Here is a 16242-nt window from a genome sequence, read left to right as displayed (position 1 = left end):
CAGGCACGTCGCAGCTCAGTCGAATTGCGCGTGCTCAAGCACCAGCAAGCTCATCGACAGCAGTCTTGATCGCGTTATAAGTGCCGCAACGGCAGAGATTCGTCATGGCGGCAGCAATATCGGCTTGGGAAGGTTTGGGAATGCGCTGCAACAGCGCAGTGGCGGCCATTACCTGGCCAGACTGGCAATAGCCACACTGGGCGACTTGATGCTTGACCCAGGCGGCCACTACGCGCTTGCCCAACTCGTCGTCTTCAATGGCTTCGATTGTGCGAATCTGTTTGCCCTTTACACCTTCAACCGGTGTAACGCATGAGCGAAGCAGCACGCCGTCCACCATGACCGAACAGGCGCCGCATTGCGCCAAACCGCACCCGTACTTGGTTCCGGTCAGGCCGATATCGTCGCGAATCACCCATAACAATGGTGTATCCGCATCCGCCTCAACCTCATACACAGTGCCATTTACGTTGAGTTCCATTGTAAGAATGCCTCGATTGAAAACAGTGTGAAAAACCTGGCCGAGCACGACCTGCGGATAATCTTTGGCAACTGACCATTCGCAATAACAACAACTGCAACGTCGTTTGTTTAGACGAGCCTTACCCTACTGGGCTCGTCCGTGGCACAGCAAGCGAACCACGTGAGCAAGCTCGCAAGGTGCTATTAATCAGATGAATAAATACTCTCTTCAAACAGCAGGCGTGCCGCGCCAATCATCGGTGCGGCAGCGTTTGGTCTTGGATAGTCGTATCAGGCCTTCAACGACGGCAGTGCTGCGGCTTCCTCGTCAAAGCCATAGACCGATTTGATTTCCAGATACTCTTGCAACCCGAAAACACCCATCGAGCGGCCAATGCCGGATTCCTTGTAACCACCCATAGGCGTCAGCGAGTTAGTCGGCGCCCCGTTAAAACAAACACGCCCGGCACGCAGGCCGCTGGCGAACTCATACGCCTTGCGCCGGTCCCCACCGAATACATAGCCACCCAACCCATAAGGCGAGTCATTGGCTATTTCCAATGCCTGCGCCTCGGTGGAATAAGGCACCACCACCAAGACCGGCCCGAAAATCTCTTCCCGGCAAATAGTCATCTCCGGCGTCACATCGACGAACACGGTCGGACGGGTGAAAAAGCCACGTTCGAAGCCTTCGGGGCGCCCCAGTCCGCCAACAATCAGCCGTGCACCCTCATCGATGCCCGACTGTATGTGACGCTGGATGCTGTTGAATTGTGCCCGGCTGACAATCGGCCCCATGGTCGTGGCGGGATCTCGCGGGTCTCCGAGACGGAATCGGTTTGCTTCGTCAACCAGGAACGGAATGATCTGCTCTACCTGGCTTTCATGCACCAGCATGCGACTCGGCGCGTGGCAGGATTGTCCAGTATTAAAGAAGCCGCGCTGAATGTTCCAGCGCGCGGCCTTTTCCAGATCGGCGTCTCGCAGCACGATATTCGCCGACTTCCCGCCCAGCTCCAGACACACGCGCTTGATGGTGCGTGCAGCTGCCTCGCCTACCTGCGTACCGGCACCGGTCGAGCCCGTGAAGGAAACCATGTCGACATCGGGATGCCTCGACATCGCCTCGCCAATCACTCGCCCCGAGCCGTTGAGCATGTTGAAAACGCCCTTGGGTACGCCCGCGGCATCCAGCACCTCTGTCAGCAAAATAGCGCTAACCGGAGAGTTGATACTGGACTTGGATACGACTGTACAACCGGCGGCCAGCGCATAGATCAGCTTGATGACGGTTGTCTGGATCGGCCAGTTCCAAGGCGAGATCAGTGCGCAGACACCCAGAGGTTCACGGCGAACGATCGTATTGCCAATTCGAGCCTCGAACTCGTACGTTTTCAACAGGTCGCGAGCGACCTTCATATGTTCGATTGGCCCCATGACCTGAGCACGGGCGCTGCAGGGAATACCCACCTCTTGCGCAATGGCCTGTACAAAATCATCGGCGCGCAATTCGTAGGCTTCGATGATACGGTTGATCAGGTCGTAACGCTCATCGAGGGAAGACTGCGAATAGCTTTTGAATGCACGCCGAGCTGCGGCCACGGCAGTGTCCACCTCTTCAACGGTCGCCATGGCGACCGTGGCAAACGCTTCTTCGGTAGTCGGATCAATCAATTCCTGGCGCTGGGAGGTCGCGGCCTCTACCCATTCACCGTCGATATAAAACTTCGCGTAATCGTGCATCTTGCTGGTGCCTCCAGTTGTTGTTATTCGGTGAGGATTTTCGTGACACGCGGCAACAAGGTACCCGCCGATTCAACCAACAGTTTCGACCGGCGAACTGCTTGTCCGGCGAGCCATTGCATCTTCACGAATCAGGTCGGCGGCTTTCACACCGATCATGATCGACGGTGCATTGGTGTTGCCCGACGTGATGAATGGCATGATCGAGGCATCCACCACCCGCAGTCGCTCGATACCGCGGACACGCAGTCGTTCGTCCACCACCGCCATGGCGTCGTTCCCCATCTTGCAGGTGCCGCCCTGGTGGTGGGCCGAATTACCGGTTTCGACCAAATAGTTGTAGATATCTTCATCGGTACGAATGTGCGGGCCCGGCAATTGTTCCGAAACCACGCGGGACTTGATGGGCTCGCTGTTCATGATTTTGCGTATCCAACGCACACCACTGATCACGGCATTGATGTCGTAATCACTGCTCAGGAAATTTGGTGTGTAATCGGCCGGGTCCGACGGGTTGGTCGAGCGCAGCGTCACTGATCCCGTGGTGCTGGGACGCAACTGATAGACCGACACCCCGAGCCCAGGATGCTTTTCAACGTCAACCGTGCCGTCGGGGAAGTATTGAAAGGTCATGGGCCGAAAGCTGATTTGGAGATCAGCATAGTCCTCGTCCGGACTACTTTTAACGAACGCCGCGACCTGGGAAGAGCCAAGGGCAAGATAACCTTTGCGGGTCATCAGGTAACGAAAGCCTTCCCAATACTTGCGCAAGCCTACGAGGTTGGCGTTGTACGAGCTGTCTGGGGTGCAGCGGAACGCTGTGTGAATATAAAAATGATCCTGCAGGTTTTGCCCTACTCCCGGGGAGTTCAGAACTTCGGGAATTGCGTGCTTTTCCAGTTCAGACCTTGGGCCGATGCCCGACAGCATCAGCATCTGCGGGGTCTTCAGCGAGCCTGCTGACAGAATTACTTCGCGTGCCGCATAGATACGCTCCAAACGGCCACTCTTCAGAACCTCTATACCGACAGCGATGCGCCCCTCGAATAAAACGCGCTGCAGTTCGCATCCGGTTCTAACCGTCAGGTTCGGCCGTTCGATGACCGGCTCGATAAATGCCCGATAAGTCGACATCCGTTGCCCATCCTGGATGTTGTGCTGCATGAAACCTACGCCATCGTGCAAGGCGCCGTTCATGTCCTCGGTCACCGGGATACCGATACGGTTAGCGGCCTCTATAAAATCGTAGCTACTCTTTTCCTTGACGACCGGATCACTGATCCACAGCGGACCATTCGCTCCGCGATATTCATCGCCGCCCCGCTCGAAGTGCTCCATCTTTTTGAAATACGGCAAGACATCTTCATACCCCCAGCCTGGGTTGCCCAAGGCACGCCAGCCGTCAAAATCCTTTTGGTGACCGCGGATGAATACCATGCCGTTGATGGAACTGGATCCACCGAGCAATTTGCCCCTAGGCCAGTACATCTGACGCCCTTGAAGCTTCTCCATTGGCGAGGTGCGGAAATTCCAGTTCAATGATTTATTGAAATAGAGCTTGCCCATTCCCGCAGGCGTGTTAACCCAGAAACGATCTGAAGCAGGTCCCGCTTCGATGAGCAGGATGTTGTTCCGGGGATCATCAGACAAGCCGCGCGCAACTGGACAACCCGAAGAACCAGCGCCAACCACGATGTAGTCATAAATCTGCATTGCCCAACTCCTCGCGCTATTTCCCGACGCGGGAAGTGCCTTTGAACAGCCGGTCAAAACGCTCGAAGCGATAAGCCCATTCGGGCCCCTGGTCCGTTTCGTAGGCCAACACTGCAGAGAGCATCGCAAAAGGCTCTATATAACGGGCAACCTTCAGAGCGCCTGTGTCCACCGGATCAAACCCCACCTGACTGATAAGATCCGCAACTTTGGCTTTGCTGGCTTCGTCATCGCCACAGAAGATCAAACTAGGACGTAGCGCCTCGCCTCTGGCCGCGAACACATCGAACAGCACCTCACTGGGCGTCGACTGGAAGGCCGCGACGACATGGGCCCCAGGAATCATCTGTGCCAGCGTTTCCGCACCGGACATCGTGTGGCCGATGACAAGCTCGGTGTCCTCTGCGTTTAAAGGATTGCAGCAGGTCATGACGATTTTTCCGCTCAAGTCATCCACTTGGCTGAGGACGTCAGGCACTTGAAGCCAATGCACGGCCAAGAGGACCAAGTCAGCGTTGAAGGCCGCCTCTGCCGGCGTGCTGGCTTGTGCATTCTTGCCTGCCGACGCAGCCAGATCGGCAAGTTTCTGCTGACTACGCGAGTAACTGAAGGAGACCTCATGGCCAACCCGGGCAAACATGGTGCCCAGATGACTACCCATTCGGCCGGAGCCAAGAATTCCGATTTTCATGAAAGGCCTCTTGTTATTTTTTCGATTAAAAACACGGATGACGCTCGAGTGAAAGGCGCGACGGCGAATAGAGGTATGATCAAAACTGATTAATCCTCTTCACGATTGTCATGACCGACTCATGAACATAGATTCTTGGAGCGGGTGCTTGAGCTGATACAGTATCCGCCCCCACGTAGAGAATGATGAATGGCAAAGGAACACTACAGCGACCTGCTTGCGCTCATTGCGGTTGCACGAGAGCAAAGTTTCACGCGGGCGGCCTCCCAGCTGGGAATCTCTCAATCGATGCTCAGTCATAGCATCCAGAGATTGGAGGCTCGGGTCGGCGTACGTCTTCTCACGCGAACGACCCGTAGCGTATCCGTCACCGAGGCCGGTGAACGTCTGCTCCATACCGTGGAACCGCGGTTGCGGGAAATCGAGACCGAACTGATTGCCGTGGCTGAACTTGGCGACACCCCCGCCGGTAACATTCGCATCACGGCAACCGACCATGTCATTGAAACCGTGCTTTGGCCGAAATTGGCGAAAGCCCTGCCAAAGTACCCGCAAATCAGCGTAGAAGTGGTTATCGACTATGGCTTGACGGACATCGTGGCCGACCATTTCGACTTTGGCATCCGGCTCGGGGACGGGTTAGCAAACGGGATCGAAGCCGTTCGTATCGCTCCCGACATGCGCTTTGTCATGGTGGGCGCTCCGTCCTACATGGAGTCTCGTGCCATGCCCACCAGACCTCAGGACCTCATGGCACATGAATGCATAAACATGCGCCTGCCGACACGTGGCGGCCTGTACGCGTGGGAGCTGGAAAAGGACGGCCAGGAGATCAATACGAGAGTCAAAGGCAGACTCGTATTCAACGGCATCAATCAGATTTTGGATGCCGCTGTATCGGGTTTCGGACTGGCCTATGTTCCCGAGGACATCGCCCATCCCCATCTGGTTGACGGCACTCTGGTTCCTGTCATGCAAGCCTGGTGGAGAACATTCCCGGGGCTGCACCTTTATTACTCCAGCGAGCGCGAGAAGTCTCGGGCGATGCAGGTTCTAATCGATGAGTTACGGTACCCCGGATAGTTAACGGTGCTCTGAGCCCTTCCTTTTTCGCATCTGAATTATTCGCCATCATTCATAGGCGCTTTCGGATTTCAGATCATTACAGATCATCCTTAGCCCCCTATCATTTCGCCTCAAGCAAATCGCGATGAGACAGTGTCCCATCGCCCGCTGGGGTCGATCCCTGGTTATTTTTTCCTTTCATTATTCGTCCATTCGCCCAGCGCCCTAGTTGTCGAGGGCGTCATGTATTGGCTATTTCACAGGAACACCGATGACTACCTCAACTTTGAATACGGCCCAGATTGACAGCCGGATCTGGAGCGCCGTGGGGTCTTTGACACTCTGCGTCGCTCTGCTGATCGCCGCAGAATTCATGCCAGTGAGTCTCCTGACGCCCATCGCCAACGACCTTCACACCTCACAAGGCATGGCTGGCCAGGCCATTTCTATTTCCGGCTTCTTCGCGGTGGTGGCAAGCCTTTGCATTGCCTCTATCGCCGGACGCTTCGATCGACGTCATGTCCTGGTCTCGATGACCCTGCTGATGCTCATTTCGCTGGTGGTCATCGCTTTGGCGCCGGGCTTCACTTGGTTGATGATCGCCAGAGCTTTTCTAGGCGTCGCAATCGGTGGTTTCTGGGCATTGTCCACCGCCACTGTGCTTCGGATAGTCCCGGAGGAGGCTGTGCCCAAAGCCTTGGGCATGATCTATATGGGCCACTCAGTGGCCGCTGCGTTTGCCGCACCCATTGGGGCCTATGTGGGAGGTCATCTGGGGTGGCGCTTTGTGTTCGCGGCGCTTGTACCGATTGTCATCATTAACGTGATCTGGCAATACAAAAGCTTGCCCGCAATGCAGCCAGAAAAAACCATTCCCCTTTCCAGGCTGTTCGGGGTGCTGAAACGGCGGAACGTCATGTTCGGTCTGCTGGCCGCCATGCTGACGTTTGGTGGTACGTTCACCGCTTTCACTTATTTGCGGCCATTTCTCGAACAGGTTACTGGCGTCGGCTCCACTCAACTGTCGGTTTTGTTGTTGAGCCTGGGCATAGCCGGTTTCGGTGGTACGTACATCGTCAGCCGACTGCTGGAAAAACAATTCCTCTTCCAATTGTTGCGCTGGCTTCCGGTGGCGTTGGCTGTCATGACGGTGGCTCTGGCCGAGCTGGGCTACAGTTTCGCAGCCGCCGCCATCATGATGTTTGCCTGGGGGATGTTGTACTCGGCCATCCCAGTGTGCTGGTCGACCTGGCTCGCCAAAGAGGTAAGCGATGAGCCCGAAACTGGCGGTGGACTGATGGTTGCAGCTATCCAGATGGCGATCATGGTCGGAGGCGCTTTCGGTGGCAGCTTGCTAGATCATGTATCGGTGACAGCCCCGCTGATTGGCGGCAGCGTATTGCTCATCCTGGCAGCGTTAGTCGTTGGGAATGGCGGGCGGCTTACCCAGTCCACGCCCGCCCGATAGCCTCTTGCGCCCAAGCCGTCGCTATGCATCCGCTACCTCAATAACAGCGGTGCATCGTCTTTAAGCACATTCAGCAGTACTTGCGCCGCCGGCGACAAATAGGCGCCGGTTCGCACGAAAACGACAATCGTGCGTTTCATTGTTGTTTCCTTGAGCTTGATCTCCCGAAGGTGCGTCACACCCTTTACGTCTTCGAGAGTCTCCCGGGCCAGAAAACTGAGCAGGTTCGTTTCACCAATCAGGCGTGGCAGCAAGGAGATCGAAGTCGTTTCGATCTGTACTTGAGGCAAAGGCAGGTCTCTGGACTGAAACGCATTGTCTATCCAGCGTCGGGCCGGCACGGCGGTGGCCGGCAGCACCCAACGGTACTGGCACAAATCGCGCAACTCATAACCTGCGCTAAACAGCGGGTGGTTGCGGCTGGCGACCACTACCGCCTCATCGTCAAACAACGCATGAAATTCCAACAAAGGATCTGCTTCGTACTGCGGGCAGATCACCATGTCCAGCCGCCCGGAAAAAAGTGATTCGCGCAGTAAATCGTCCTGCCCAATCACCAGGTTCAAGGTGATCTGCGGCGCACGTGAAAGCAGAGTCGCGGTCAGGTGCGGGAGTAGGTGATCAGCCATGGAAGCAGCGCAGCCCAGGCGAATATTGCCCATCACCCCGTTGGCAACATCACGTATCTCTCGCTGGGTTTCGGCAACGCTCTGCTGCAGCTGTTTGCCACGCACCTTCAGCAACTCCCCCACTGCCGTCAGCTTGATCCGACGCCCGTCGCGTTCGAACAGCCGGGCACCTAGCGACTCCTCAAGTCGTTGGATGCTTTTAGTCAGCGCCGGCTGACTGCGGTTGAGCTTTTGTGCAGCCCTGCCCAGATGGCCCAGCTCGGCGATGACTTCAAAATAGGCAAGGTCACGCAGATCCATATCTATCAACCAAAGTTATCAATCAATCGATATTAGAAAATAGACTTTATCAAACACGCTATCAATAATTATCAGCACATCGATAGCGATGCCACGCCCTCAAGGCGACCAGCGATTGGAGCACGACTCTTGTCTTCTTCTGCCAGATTTTCTCTACATGCCTACCCCGCGCCATTCAAATGGTTGGCGCTTGCGCTAGTGGCTGGAGCAGTCGGTCAGTTGCTGAAGTTTCTAGGGGTGCCAGCCGGCCAGTTCCTGGGGCCGATGATGGTCGCCATCGTATTTGGAACGTTCGGTGCGGACATACAGCTCCATCCCTACGCCTTCAAGCTGGGCCAAGGTTGTGTAGGCATTCTGGCGGCCCATTCCATGACGCTGGCAGTGCTTCTCTCGATGGCCCAGTCCTGGCCGATGATGCTGCTGGCAACCGCCGCAACGGTTTGCCTCAGTGCTCTGGTGGGGCTCGCCTTGGTATGGGCAGGCATTCCGGCCAGCACCGCCGCATGGGGAACGGCTCCAGGCGCTGCCTCGGCGATGGTCTCGATGGCGGATGAGTACGGTGCCGATTCGCGAGTGGTCGCCACCATGCAATACGTGCGAGTCGTGTGCGTGGTGATGATCGGCGCACTGGTGAGCCACTGGGTCGGGGCACCGACAGGCGACGAAACGCACGTGACAAACGTCGAGCCGCAAAGCTTCGGACTACTGAATCTAGGCCTGACCATCGCCACGCTGCTTGCTGGTGTTGCACTGGGCAATCGAGTGCCCGCCGGGGCGCTGCTGATGCCGTTGCTGCTGGGTGGCGCCTTGCAAATCAGCGGCCTGTTGCACATCGCGCTGCCCGACTGGCTCCTCGCTACTGCTTATGGCGCGCTGGGTTGCTACGTCGGCTTGCGCTTTGACCGCCCAACGATTGGGTACGTCTGGCGGCGCCTGCCGGCGATGATAATGGGGGCGACGCTTTTGATCGCGCTGTGCGCACTATCTGCCTGGCTATTGGCCTCAATATCGGACAGGGACTTCCTCTCGATTTACCTGGCCACCAGCCCGGGTGGACTCGACACGATGGCGATCATCGCGGTGGACACGCATTCCGACGTGGGACTGGTGCTGGCAATGCAGACCCTGCGGTTGTTTGCGGTCATCCTGACAGGGGCTTTTGTGGCGCGGCTGATCATTCGTTTGTCTGAGCACCGTCAGATAACGTCATAGGCTTAAGCCACACCGCAAATGTCCGCATGCCCGAGGGCTGGTTTCCCCTACTCGGCAACACTTCCCTGTCGCTCACCATCGCTAGCAAACTCCTCCGTAAACTCTACGCACCACGCACCGGAATGTTATTGTTCATGCGCACCCACGAAGATCATTCAAGCCATGCAAGATGACATCCTTAAGCAATCCTTTGGTGGGTTGATGGCCTTTATTGCCGTCGCCCGGGAAAAGAGTTTTACTCGAGCAGCAGCGCATCTGGGCCTGTCTCAATCCGCGGTCAGCCATGCCGTCAGCTCACTGGAGCGAAATCTGGGCACGCGCTTGCTTGCGCGCAACTCCCGCTCAGTCTCGCCAACGGAAGCAGGTGAACGGTTACTGGCAACTGTCGGTCCCCGCTTCGAAGAGATCGACGCTGAATTACTGGCGTTGTCAGAGCTGGGCGAAAGCCCAACCGGGACCGTACGCATCACCGCATCGGATCATGCCATCCGATCGATCATCTCTCCAAAGTTGAAGAAATTCCTGCCGAAGTACCCTGGGATAAAAGTCGAGCTGTTCGCGGACAATGGGCTTATCGACATCGCAGCAGATCGTTTCGATGCGGGCGTCCGATTGGGTGAGGCGATAGCCCAGGACATGATCGCCGTACGCATCGGTCCTGACATGCGATTCACCGCAGTAGCGACCAGGCGCTACTTCGCCAGCAGCCCTGAACCAGAGACGCCCGAAGACTTGATGCAGCACAATTGCATAAACCTGCGTCTTCCTACCCATGGTGGATTGTGGCCTTGGGAGTTCGGGGAAGATGGCCGGCAGTTGAACATGCGGGTTGATGGTCAGCTGATTTACAACAGTATTTATGATTGCCTTGATGCAGCCATTGCAGGCTTGGGTATCGCCTATGTACCTGAAGACATCGCTGAGCCCTATGTCAAGGCCGGCCACCTGATTCCGGTACTGAAAGACTGGTGCCCGCTGTGGACAGGACTTCATCTCTATTACCCAAGCCGTCGACAACCCTCCGGGGCTATGGCGTTATTAATCGCCGCGTTGCGCCACGAGTCATGACAGAAAAAAAAGGCCCTGCACAGCGTGCAGGGCCTGAAAGAGCCATGAAGACTCAAGGGATGAACGTTCCACCAAGGGCAAGTCGAGCGATGCGCACTACGACCTACGTTCAGACTTGAAGCCACAACATCCTATGCAAACCGGGCAGTTGCGGCTTCAAAGATGGGTTACTTCAGGTTGGTTCGGAAGAAAGAAGTCAGCTTGTCGAACGGAATCAGGTTCACCCGATCATACAAGTCCACGTGACCCGCGCCTGGCACGATGAACAATTCCTTAGGCTCACCCGCCAGCTTGAAGGCTTCTTGGCTGAACTCCAGCGAGTGTGCTTCAGAGCCTGCGATGAACAGCATAGGACGAGGCGAAATCGACGCAATATCGTTGAACGGATAGAAGTTCATGAACTTCACGTTGCTGGTCAGCGTTGGATGCGTCGTCACTTCAGGCGAAGACCCGGCCGGGGTGAACTCACCACGAGGCGTGCGATAGAAATCGAAGAATTCGCGCTGGATGGGATGGGTGTTCGCGTCCAGTTTATGCACGGTACCGCCGGTGTACTTGGTTTCTCCACCCGTGAATTCTACATAACGCTGCTCAGCCGCCTCTGCGATGATCTGCTTGCGCTGTTCAAGTGTTTGCGAGTGCTTGAGCGCATCGCGGTTGGCTGCGCCCATGTCATACATACTGACGGTGGCAATCGCCTTCATCCGAGGGTCGATTTTTGCCGCACTGATGACAAAACTGCCGCTGCCACAGATACCGAGAACGCCGATGCGGTTGCGATCGATATACGACTGGGTTCCAAGGTAATCTACCGCTGCGCTGAACGCTTCGGAGTAAATATCCGGCGCCACGGCGTTACGCGGTTGCCCCTCGCTTTCGCCCCAGAACGATTGATCGATCGCAAGGGTCACAAAGCCTTGTTCAGCGAGTTTCTGAGCGTAAAGATTTGAGCTTTGCTCTTTGACCGCCCCCATCGGGTGGCCAATGACAATCGCAGGGCTTTTGTTGGCCTTATTCAAATTTTTCGGGACATACAGGTTCCCGACGACTTTCATTCGGTACTGATTATTGAAGGATACCTTCTGCTCAGTCACCTTATCACTCTTGAAAAAGTTGTTCGCGCCGTTGGACATATCGGCTGCCACCGCGGTAAACGAACTAGCCAGCAGGGCCAGCGTAAAAAATAATTTCTTCATGGTGTTGTTCCTAATTAAGAACCGATGTGTGGACATCCAGAACGACTGCGGCTAGGCCCAGGCTCGATGAACGCCAGTGGAATCAAATCTAGCTGGCCAACTGCGCTGAACGGAGCATTGGGCTTTGACGCCGGGCACTACCCTTCATGGCATTACGTCTAAGCCCACAAAGGATCAATTCGTCGAGGTCAATGTATTCGAGGCGCGACCTAGAAAACACCACATCCAATTGAATGGAGCCATGCACAAAAGTAATTAATAGCTGCTGGATTATTTGAGGCTAAGAGCTGGTGCGCTGATAATTTTCTTAGCTACAGCTCAGAGCATACCCACGGAGAACGGGACGCTCATTAAATTGCTCCGTTAATCAACGACGAAAAAGCCTCGACTCCCCACTGCGCCCAACCATCAATGTAACAGAATAATGCAGACCTAATCGTCGATTGCTCCACACCAGGTTCAGACTAGCGTTGCCGATCATCCTTCCAAGGGGCGTATAACGTCCTGGATCCTCATCAATGCCGGCGCCAACCCCCGTACGATTTCGTTGGCCTTGGCCGTGGGCACCAGCGTCCTGGAACGTCGGATGAACAAGGGGTCTTTAAAGTGAACGCGCAGCTTCGCCAGCGTATTGCTCACCGCTGGCTGCTTTACGTTTAGTCGTTCGGCTGCCCGCGTCACGCCTCGCTCGCGATAGACCACCAAGAGAATGAACAAGGCATTGAGATCGATCGCCGTAAATAGCGCTTCATCAAGCTTCATCGTGCGGCCCCCTTCCGATTAGGGGCGTGAAACTGGCAAACGTCAGGTTGGAACATGACGTTACCAAATGATTGACCAACGCCGTCATCGACTCACTTTCAAAGTGCTCAGTCATCATCGATGCAGCGCTCCAGTAGCCACTGAAGACCCACAAACCAGGATCGCGGGAGCTGCGCATCACGCTATACCCCAGGCATCCGTGTACTTTTTCAAAGGTCTCCGCGTACGCCTTCAAACGCTGTTCAAAGTGTTGGTCAACCTCTTCGATCACCCGAATCTCCAAGGTATTAACTGCGGCGATATTCATATCCAGCCCTGCTTTGCTTGGGTAATAAAATTAAATGACAACTGCGTGCAATGCCTGTGTTGCGCGCGATCAAGTCCCGCATCCAACGAAAGCATTTCTGCTGCACCAGCGAGACAAACCTAGCCCCGGCAATGGCCCCATGGCTATACGGCACCTGGTTGATACGCTAATGAGCTTTTCTCAACAGTGCTCGTGCTTGAACTGCGCCACCACGAGTCCCGTTGAACAACGGTGGCTAAGCCATGAGCGGCACGTCCTGCAAAGACAGATATCGCCGAATCAAGAAGGCACCTATGAAAACAACGAGTTAAGAGCTATCGCGATAAACAGAATGGCATCACTTGAACATCGTCGGGTCGCGATCCGGTGAATGCCGACTGAGCTTTTGGCAGCCATGAAACGCGGTCGTGAGGATTGCATCTACGCCGCGCGCTCTTCCAGGGAGATATATCCCGCAATAATTTACTGCTGTGGAAAGGCGTGACAGCTCCCTCCCATGACCACCACGAGGGAAGCGCTAACGATGAGCAGCGCAAACCCCGAGAGACTTACTATCCCGAAGTAGCTTAGGAGCAAACCACCTACGGCACCTCCGCCAAAAATCCCCAAGTTGTAGATGGTCGTCAATATCGCCGTTGCCAGCTCCGCATTATCTTCTGCCACCCGCCCCGTCGCTGATTGAAAAACAGTAGGCATGCCGCCGAACGAAGCCCCCCACACAAATATCGCAGCCGAAGCGATCATTTGATACGGAGCCGCTATCAGCACAACCATCGTCACAGCCGTGCACGTCAACGCGGTGGTCGCTATGAGCCGCAGCCTTGTATCGACGAAACGTCCGGCGATCAGTACGCCCAGGATGGCACCCGTACCGAACAGAAACAGACCCTGAGCGGTCCCGCCTGACAGCCTGGTTTTTTCCGCGAGCGGCGCCATGTAGGTGTACAGCGTGTAATGAGCCAGGATCGCGCAAAAAGCCGACAGCAAGATCACTCTCAACCCCGGGGTGCGAATGACGTCATGAATCGAAGTGCCTTCCTTGCGCCCCTCTCCCGGCATGGGCGGCACGACTAGCAAAACCCAAACGATGACAAGTAGCGCGAGCAGCGAAAGCAATCCATAGCTGAAACGCCATCCAAGCAATGAACCCAGCATGCTACCCAAGGGCAAACCGGCGACCATGGCCACGGTACTCCCCGCCAGGGTAATCGCGACAGCCCGTCCCATGTCTTTGCGATCGACCAAGCGGATGGCATAACCACAGATGACCGGCCAGACAACTCCTGCGGCCAGGCCAGCCACCACCCGTGACGCGACCGTCAGCGCATAAGACGTCGAGATGGCGGTAATACCGTTAGCCATTGCAAAGCTCAGCACGAGCATGATGTACAACGATTTGCGAGGCAGACTTCGAGTGAGCGCCACAACGGGAATTGCGGCTGCAGCGGAGGCCAATGCATAGATGGAAACCAATAAACCGATACCAGCGGGGGGCTGTTCAAGGCTCTCCGACATCGCAGGCAGAACCGCTGCCGGCATCGTCTCGGTCAGAATGGTGAGAAACGCTGTAGTGGACAGGGCAAGTAGCCCGATCATAGGCAGGCGACCATTATTGGCACTCATGGGCAGACTCCTTAGTCGGATGCGTTCTTGCGAAGCGCATTGATGCCTTGCGCATCAAAAAAACTCCGACGTTAGCAGGAAGCAGCTTCAGGAAATGCCTGCCTCAGTGAATGCTCCTATGAATCCAAGTGGTCACTGGATTGGCCTTGATCATCGAATAAAGCCAAAGCCCCCAACGCCCGTCACGGAAACTGGGGGCACTGAGTCAGACGCGAGCAGTTTTCTGTAGCACGGTCTTGCTGACCATGTACGAGTCCAGGCTCCACGGCCCCCCCTCTCTACCAATACCACTGTCCTTCACACCGCCAAACGGAGTGTCAGGATCCGGCGCACCGAAATGGTTAATCGACAGGACTCCAACATCCAGCTCACGACTCAATCGTTCAGCCTGTTCCAGTGAATTGGTGAACGCAAAAGCAGCCAAACCCACGGATAGACTGTTGGAAATCTCGATGGCCTCATCAAGGGTCGAGAAACGAACCGCGACAGCGACCGGACCAAAAGGCTCATCGGTCATGATGGCGCAATCCAGTGGAGTGTCGACCAGCAGAGTCGGCGCAAAATAATAACCACGCTCACCTACACGATGCCCACCCACGGCAACCTTGCCGCCACGCGCCAATGCGTCATCGACAAAATGCTGCATCGCGGCGAGGCGCCGGACACTGGTGACCGGCCCGATGTCTGCCTTCGTATCCATGCCGTCGGCCACACGTACCTGATCGGCGGTTGCCACAAACGCCGCTACGAATTCGTCGTAGATACTCTCGTGTACCAGGAAGCGACCTGGCGCAGCGCACCACTGAGCGTTGATCCGAATTTTGCTCTTGAGTGCCATCTTGCCGATTTCCGCGGCATTGACCCCTTCGCAAACGATGACCGGGGCATGGCCGCCGAGCTCCATCAGCACCGGCTTCATGGCCGCACCCGCCAGTTGGCTCAAGTGCTTGCCGACTGCCACCGACCCCGTCAAGGTCACCATGCGGGTCACTGGCGACTCGATCAGGGTCGAAGACACTAGCGCCGGGTTGCCAAACACCAGATTCAATACGCCCTTAGGCAAACCGGCTCGCTCGAAGCACTGAACCATTGCTACTGCCGCGCCAGGGGTTTCTTCTGGGGCTTTCAAAATTATGGAGCACCCGGCGCACAGTGCACCGCTGATTTTTCGCGACGGTGCGCTTAGCGGCACATTCCATGGCGTGAACGCTGCGACTGGACCAATTGGCTGACGAAGAATCGATTTCTGCATTTGGGCTTCGCCCGGAACGATGGTCCCGTAGGCTCGCAGGGCCTGTGCCATGTCCCAATCGAAGAAGCTCGCCGAACGCTCCACCTCCGCACGCGCATCTGCAATTAATTTGCCGTTCTCTCGGGTGATGATCTGCGCGATTTCTTCGGAACGTGAACGCACGCCTGCGATGGCACGACTGATGATGATATTCCGCTCAGCCGGTGGTGTGTCCCGCCAGATTTTGAACCCCCGCTCAGCGGCGGCCAACACGCGTTTCAAGTCAGCGGTCGTGGCCCCGGGAACGCTGGTGAGCGATGCTTCGGTGCTGGGGTCCAACACTTCAAAGCAAGAGGGGCGGTCGAAAATCCATTCACCGTCGATGAAGAGGCCGACGCGCGGATGATCAGCATCGGCGATGACATTATTATTGGTTTCAATGGACATCTGAATTCCCTCTACATTTGGCGCCAAGGGGCACGGTTGATATCGCCCTCAATCACCAAAAAAAACACTGTGCCGGAAAGGCTATTAATCAAATCTCGACCATCTCGAAGTCCAGCTTCGTCGCCGAACACTCAGGGCAAATCCAATCCAGGGGAACATCTTCCCACCGAGTTCCAGCAGGTATGCCCTCTTCCGGAATACCTTCGGCTTCGTCATACATGAAACCGCATAAAATGCATTGCCAAATTTTGAATTCGCCCTCGGACAAGGCTTGTGTGGACGTGTCACTGCTCATGATTTTTCTTCCGTTTCGTTTCTACTTTTT

Annotated in this window: 15 protein-coding genes; 4 read left to right on the top strand and 11 right to left on the bottom strand. The window is 55.9% G+C overall.

The window, feature by feature from the left end; translation table 11 throughout:
- Nucleotides 1-34 precede the first annotated feature (34 nt).
- From KGA89_RS29465 to KGA89_RS29450, 4 genes are all read right to left on the bottom strand, one after another.
- The gene (locus tag KGA89_RS29465) at nt 35-481 is read right to left on the bottom strand and encodes a (2Fe-2S)-binding protein (RefSeq protein WP_013692840.1); all 447 of its coding nucleotides are present in this window, start codon (nt 479-481) and stop codon (nt 35-37) included.
- A 272-nt stretch (nt 482-753) separates the two neighbouring features.
- The gene (locus KGA89_RS29460) at nt 754-2205 is read right to left on the bottom strand and encodes an aldehyde dehydrogenase family protein (protein WP_223473182.1); all 1452 of its coding nucleotides are present in this window, start codon (nt 2203-2205) and stop codon (nt 754-756) included.
- A gap of 72 nt (nt 2206-2277) precedes the next feature.
- Nucleotides 2278-3918: a GMC family oxidoreductase gene (locus KGA89_RS29455; protein WP_223473181.1), complete on the bottom strand. Its 1641-nt coding sequence runs from the start codon at nt 3916-3918 to the stop codon at nt 2278-2280.
- Nucleotides 3919-3934: 16 nt separating this feature from the next.
- Entirely contained in the window at nt 3935-4609 is a 675-nt protein-coding gene (locus tag KGA89_RS29450) for an NADPH-dependent F420 reductase (protein WP_079302870.1), read from the bottom strand.
- A gap of 189 nt (nt 4610-4798) precedes the next feature.
- Between KGA89_RS29450 and KGA89_RS29445 the strand changes: the two genes are divergently transcribed.
- Together KGA89_RS29445 and KGA89_RS29440 are read left to right on the top strand one after the other, a co-directional pair.
- The gene (locus KGA89_RS29445) at nt 4799-5692 is read left to right on the top strand and encodes a LysR family transcriptional regulator (RefSeq protein WP_079302871.1); all 894 of its coding nucleotides are present in this window, start codon (nt 4799-4801) and stop codon (nt 5690-5692) included.
- A 253-nt stretch (nt 5693-5945) separates the two neighbouring features.
- Nucleotides 5946-7142 (top strand): MFS transporter, encoded by a 1197-nt coding sequence (locus KGA89_RS29440; protein WP_013692835.1) that lies wholly within the window; start codon nt 5946-5948, stop codon nt 7140-7142.
- Nucleotides 7143-7174: 32 nt separating this feature from the next.
- Here the strand turns inward: KGA89_RS29440 and KGA89_RS29435 are convergent, their stop codons facing one another.
- Entirely contained in the window at nt 7175-8071 is an 897-nt protein-coding gene (locus KGA89_RS29435; protein ID WP_013692834.1) for a LysR family transcriptional regulator, read from the bottom strand.
- Nucleotides 8072-8200: 129 nt separating this feature from the next.
- Between KGA89_RS29435 and KGA89_RS29430 the strand changes: the two genes are divergently transcribed.
- Nucleotides 8201-9283, top strand: coding sequence for an AbrB family transcriptional regulator (locus KGA89_RS29430; protein WP_013692833.1), 1083 nt, complete (start codon nt 8201-8203; stop codon nt 9281-9283).
- 162 nt (nt 9284-9445) lie between these two features.
- Nucleotides 9446-10351: a LysR family transcriptional regulator gene (locus KGA89_RS29425; RefSeq protein WP_013692832.1), complete on the top strand. Its 906-nt coding sequence runs from the start codon at nt 9446-9448 to the stop codon at nt 10349-10351.
- A 167-nt stretch (nt 10352-10518) separates the two neighbouring features.
- Here KGA89_RS29425 and KGA89_RS29420 read toward each other — a convergent pair whose 3' ends face one another.
- From KGA89_RS29420 to KGA89_RS29395, 6 genes are all read right to left on the bottom strand, one after another.
- Nucleotides 10519-11547, bottom strand: coding sequence for an alpha/beta hydrolase (locus KGA89_RS29420; protein WP_013692831.1), 1029 nt, complete (start codon nt 11545-11547; stop codon nt 10519-10521).
- 477 nt (nt 11548-12024) lie between these two features.
- Entirely contained in the window at nt 12025-12309 is a 285-nt protein-coding gene (locus KGA89_RS29415; RefSeq protein ID WP_013692830.1) for a LysR family transcriptional regulator, read from the bottom strand.
- The gene (locus KGA89_RS29410) at nt 12299-12616 is read right to left on the bottom strand and encodes an antibiotic biosynthesis monooxygenase family protein (RefSeq protein ID WP_013692829.1); all 318 of its coding nucleotides are present in this window, start codon (nt 12614-12616) and stop codon (nt 12299-12301) included. Before KGA89_RS29410 ends, KGA89_RS29415 begins: the two co-directional genes overlap by 11 nt.
- A 462-nt stretch (nt 12617-13078) precedes the next feature.
- A complete protein-coding gene (locus tag KGA89_RS29405) occupies nt 13079-14239 on the bottom strand; it encodes an MFS transporter (RefSeq protein ID WP_223473180.1) in 1161 nt (386 codons plus the stop codon).
- Between the two features lie 205 nt (nt 14240-14444).
- Nucleotides 14445-15917 carry an NAD-dependent succinate-semialdehyde dehydrogenase gene (locus KGA89_RS29400; protein ID WP_060743007.1) on the bottom strand — a complete coding sequence of 491 codons (1473 nt, stop codon included), beginning with the start codon at nt 15915-15917 and terminating at the stop codon, nt 14445-14447.
- Nucleotides 15918-16005: 88 nt separating this feature from the next.
- Nucleotides 16006-16185: a rubredoxin gene (locus KGA89_RS29395; RefSeq protein ID WP_411740628.1), complete on the bottom strand. Its 180-nt coding sequence runs from the start codon at nt 16183-16185 to the stop codon at nt 16006-16008.
- Between the last annotated feature and the right edge of the window lie 57 nt (nt 16186-16242).

Origin of the sequence: Pseudomonas sp. A-RE-22 (assembly GCF_019956035.1) — a bacterium.
In the GTDB taxonomy this organism is placed as follows: domain Bacteria; phylum Pseudomonadota; class Gammaproteobacteria; order Pseudomonadales; family Pseudomonadaceae; genus Aquipseudomonas; species Aquipseudomonas brassicacearum.
The sequence above is the reverse complement of the archived record's forward strand: the minus strand, read 5'-3'. Positions and strand labels throughout refer to the sequence as shown.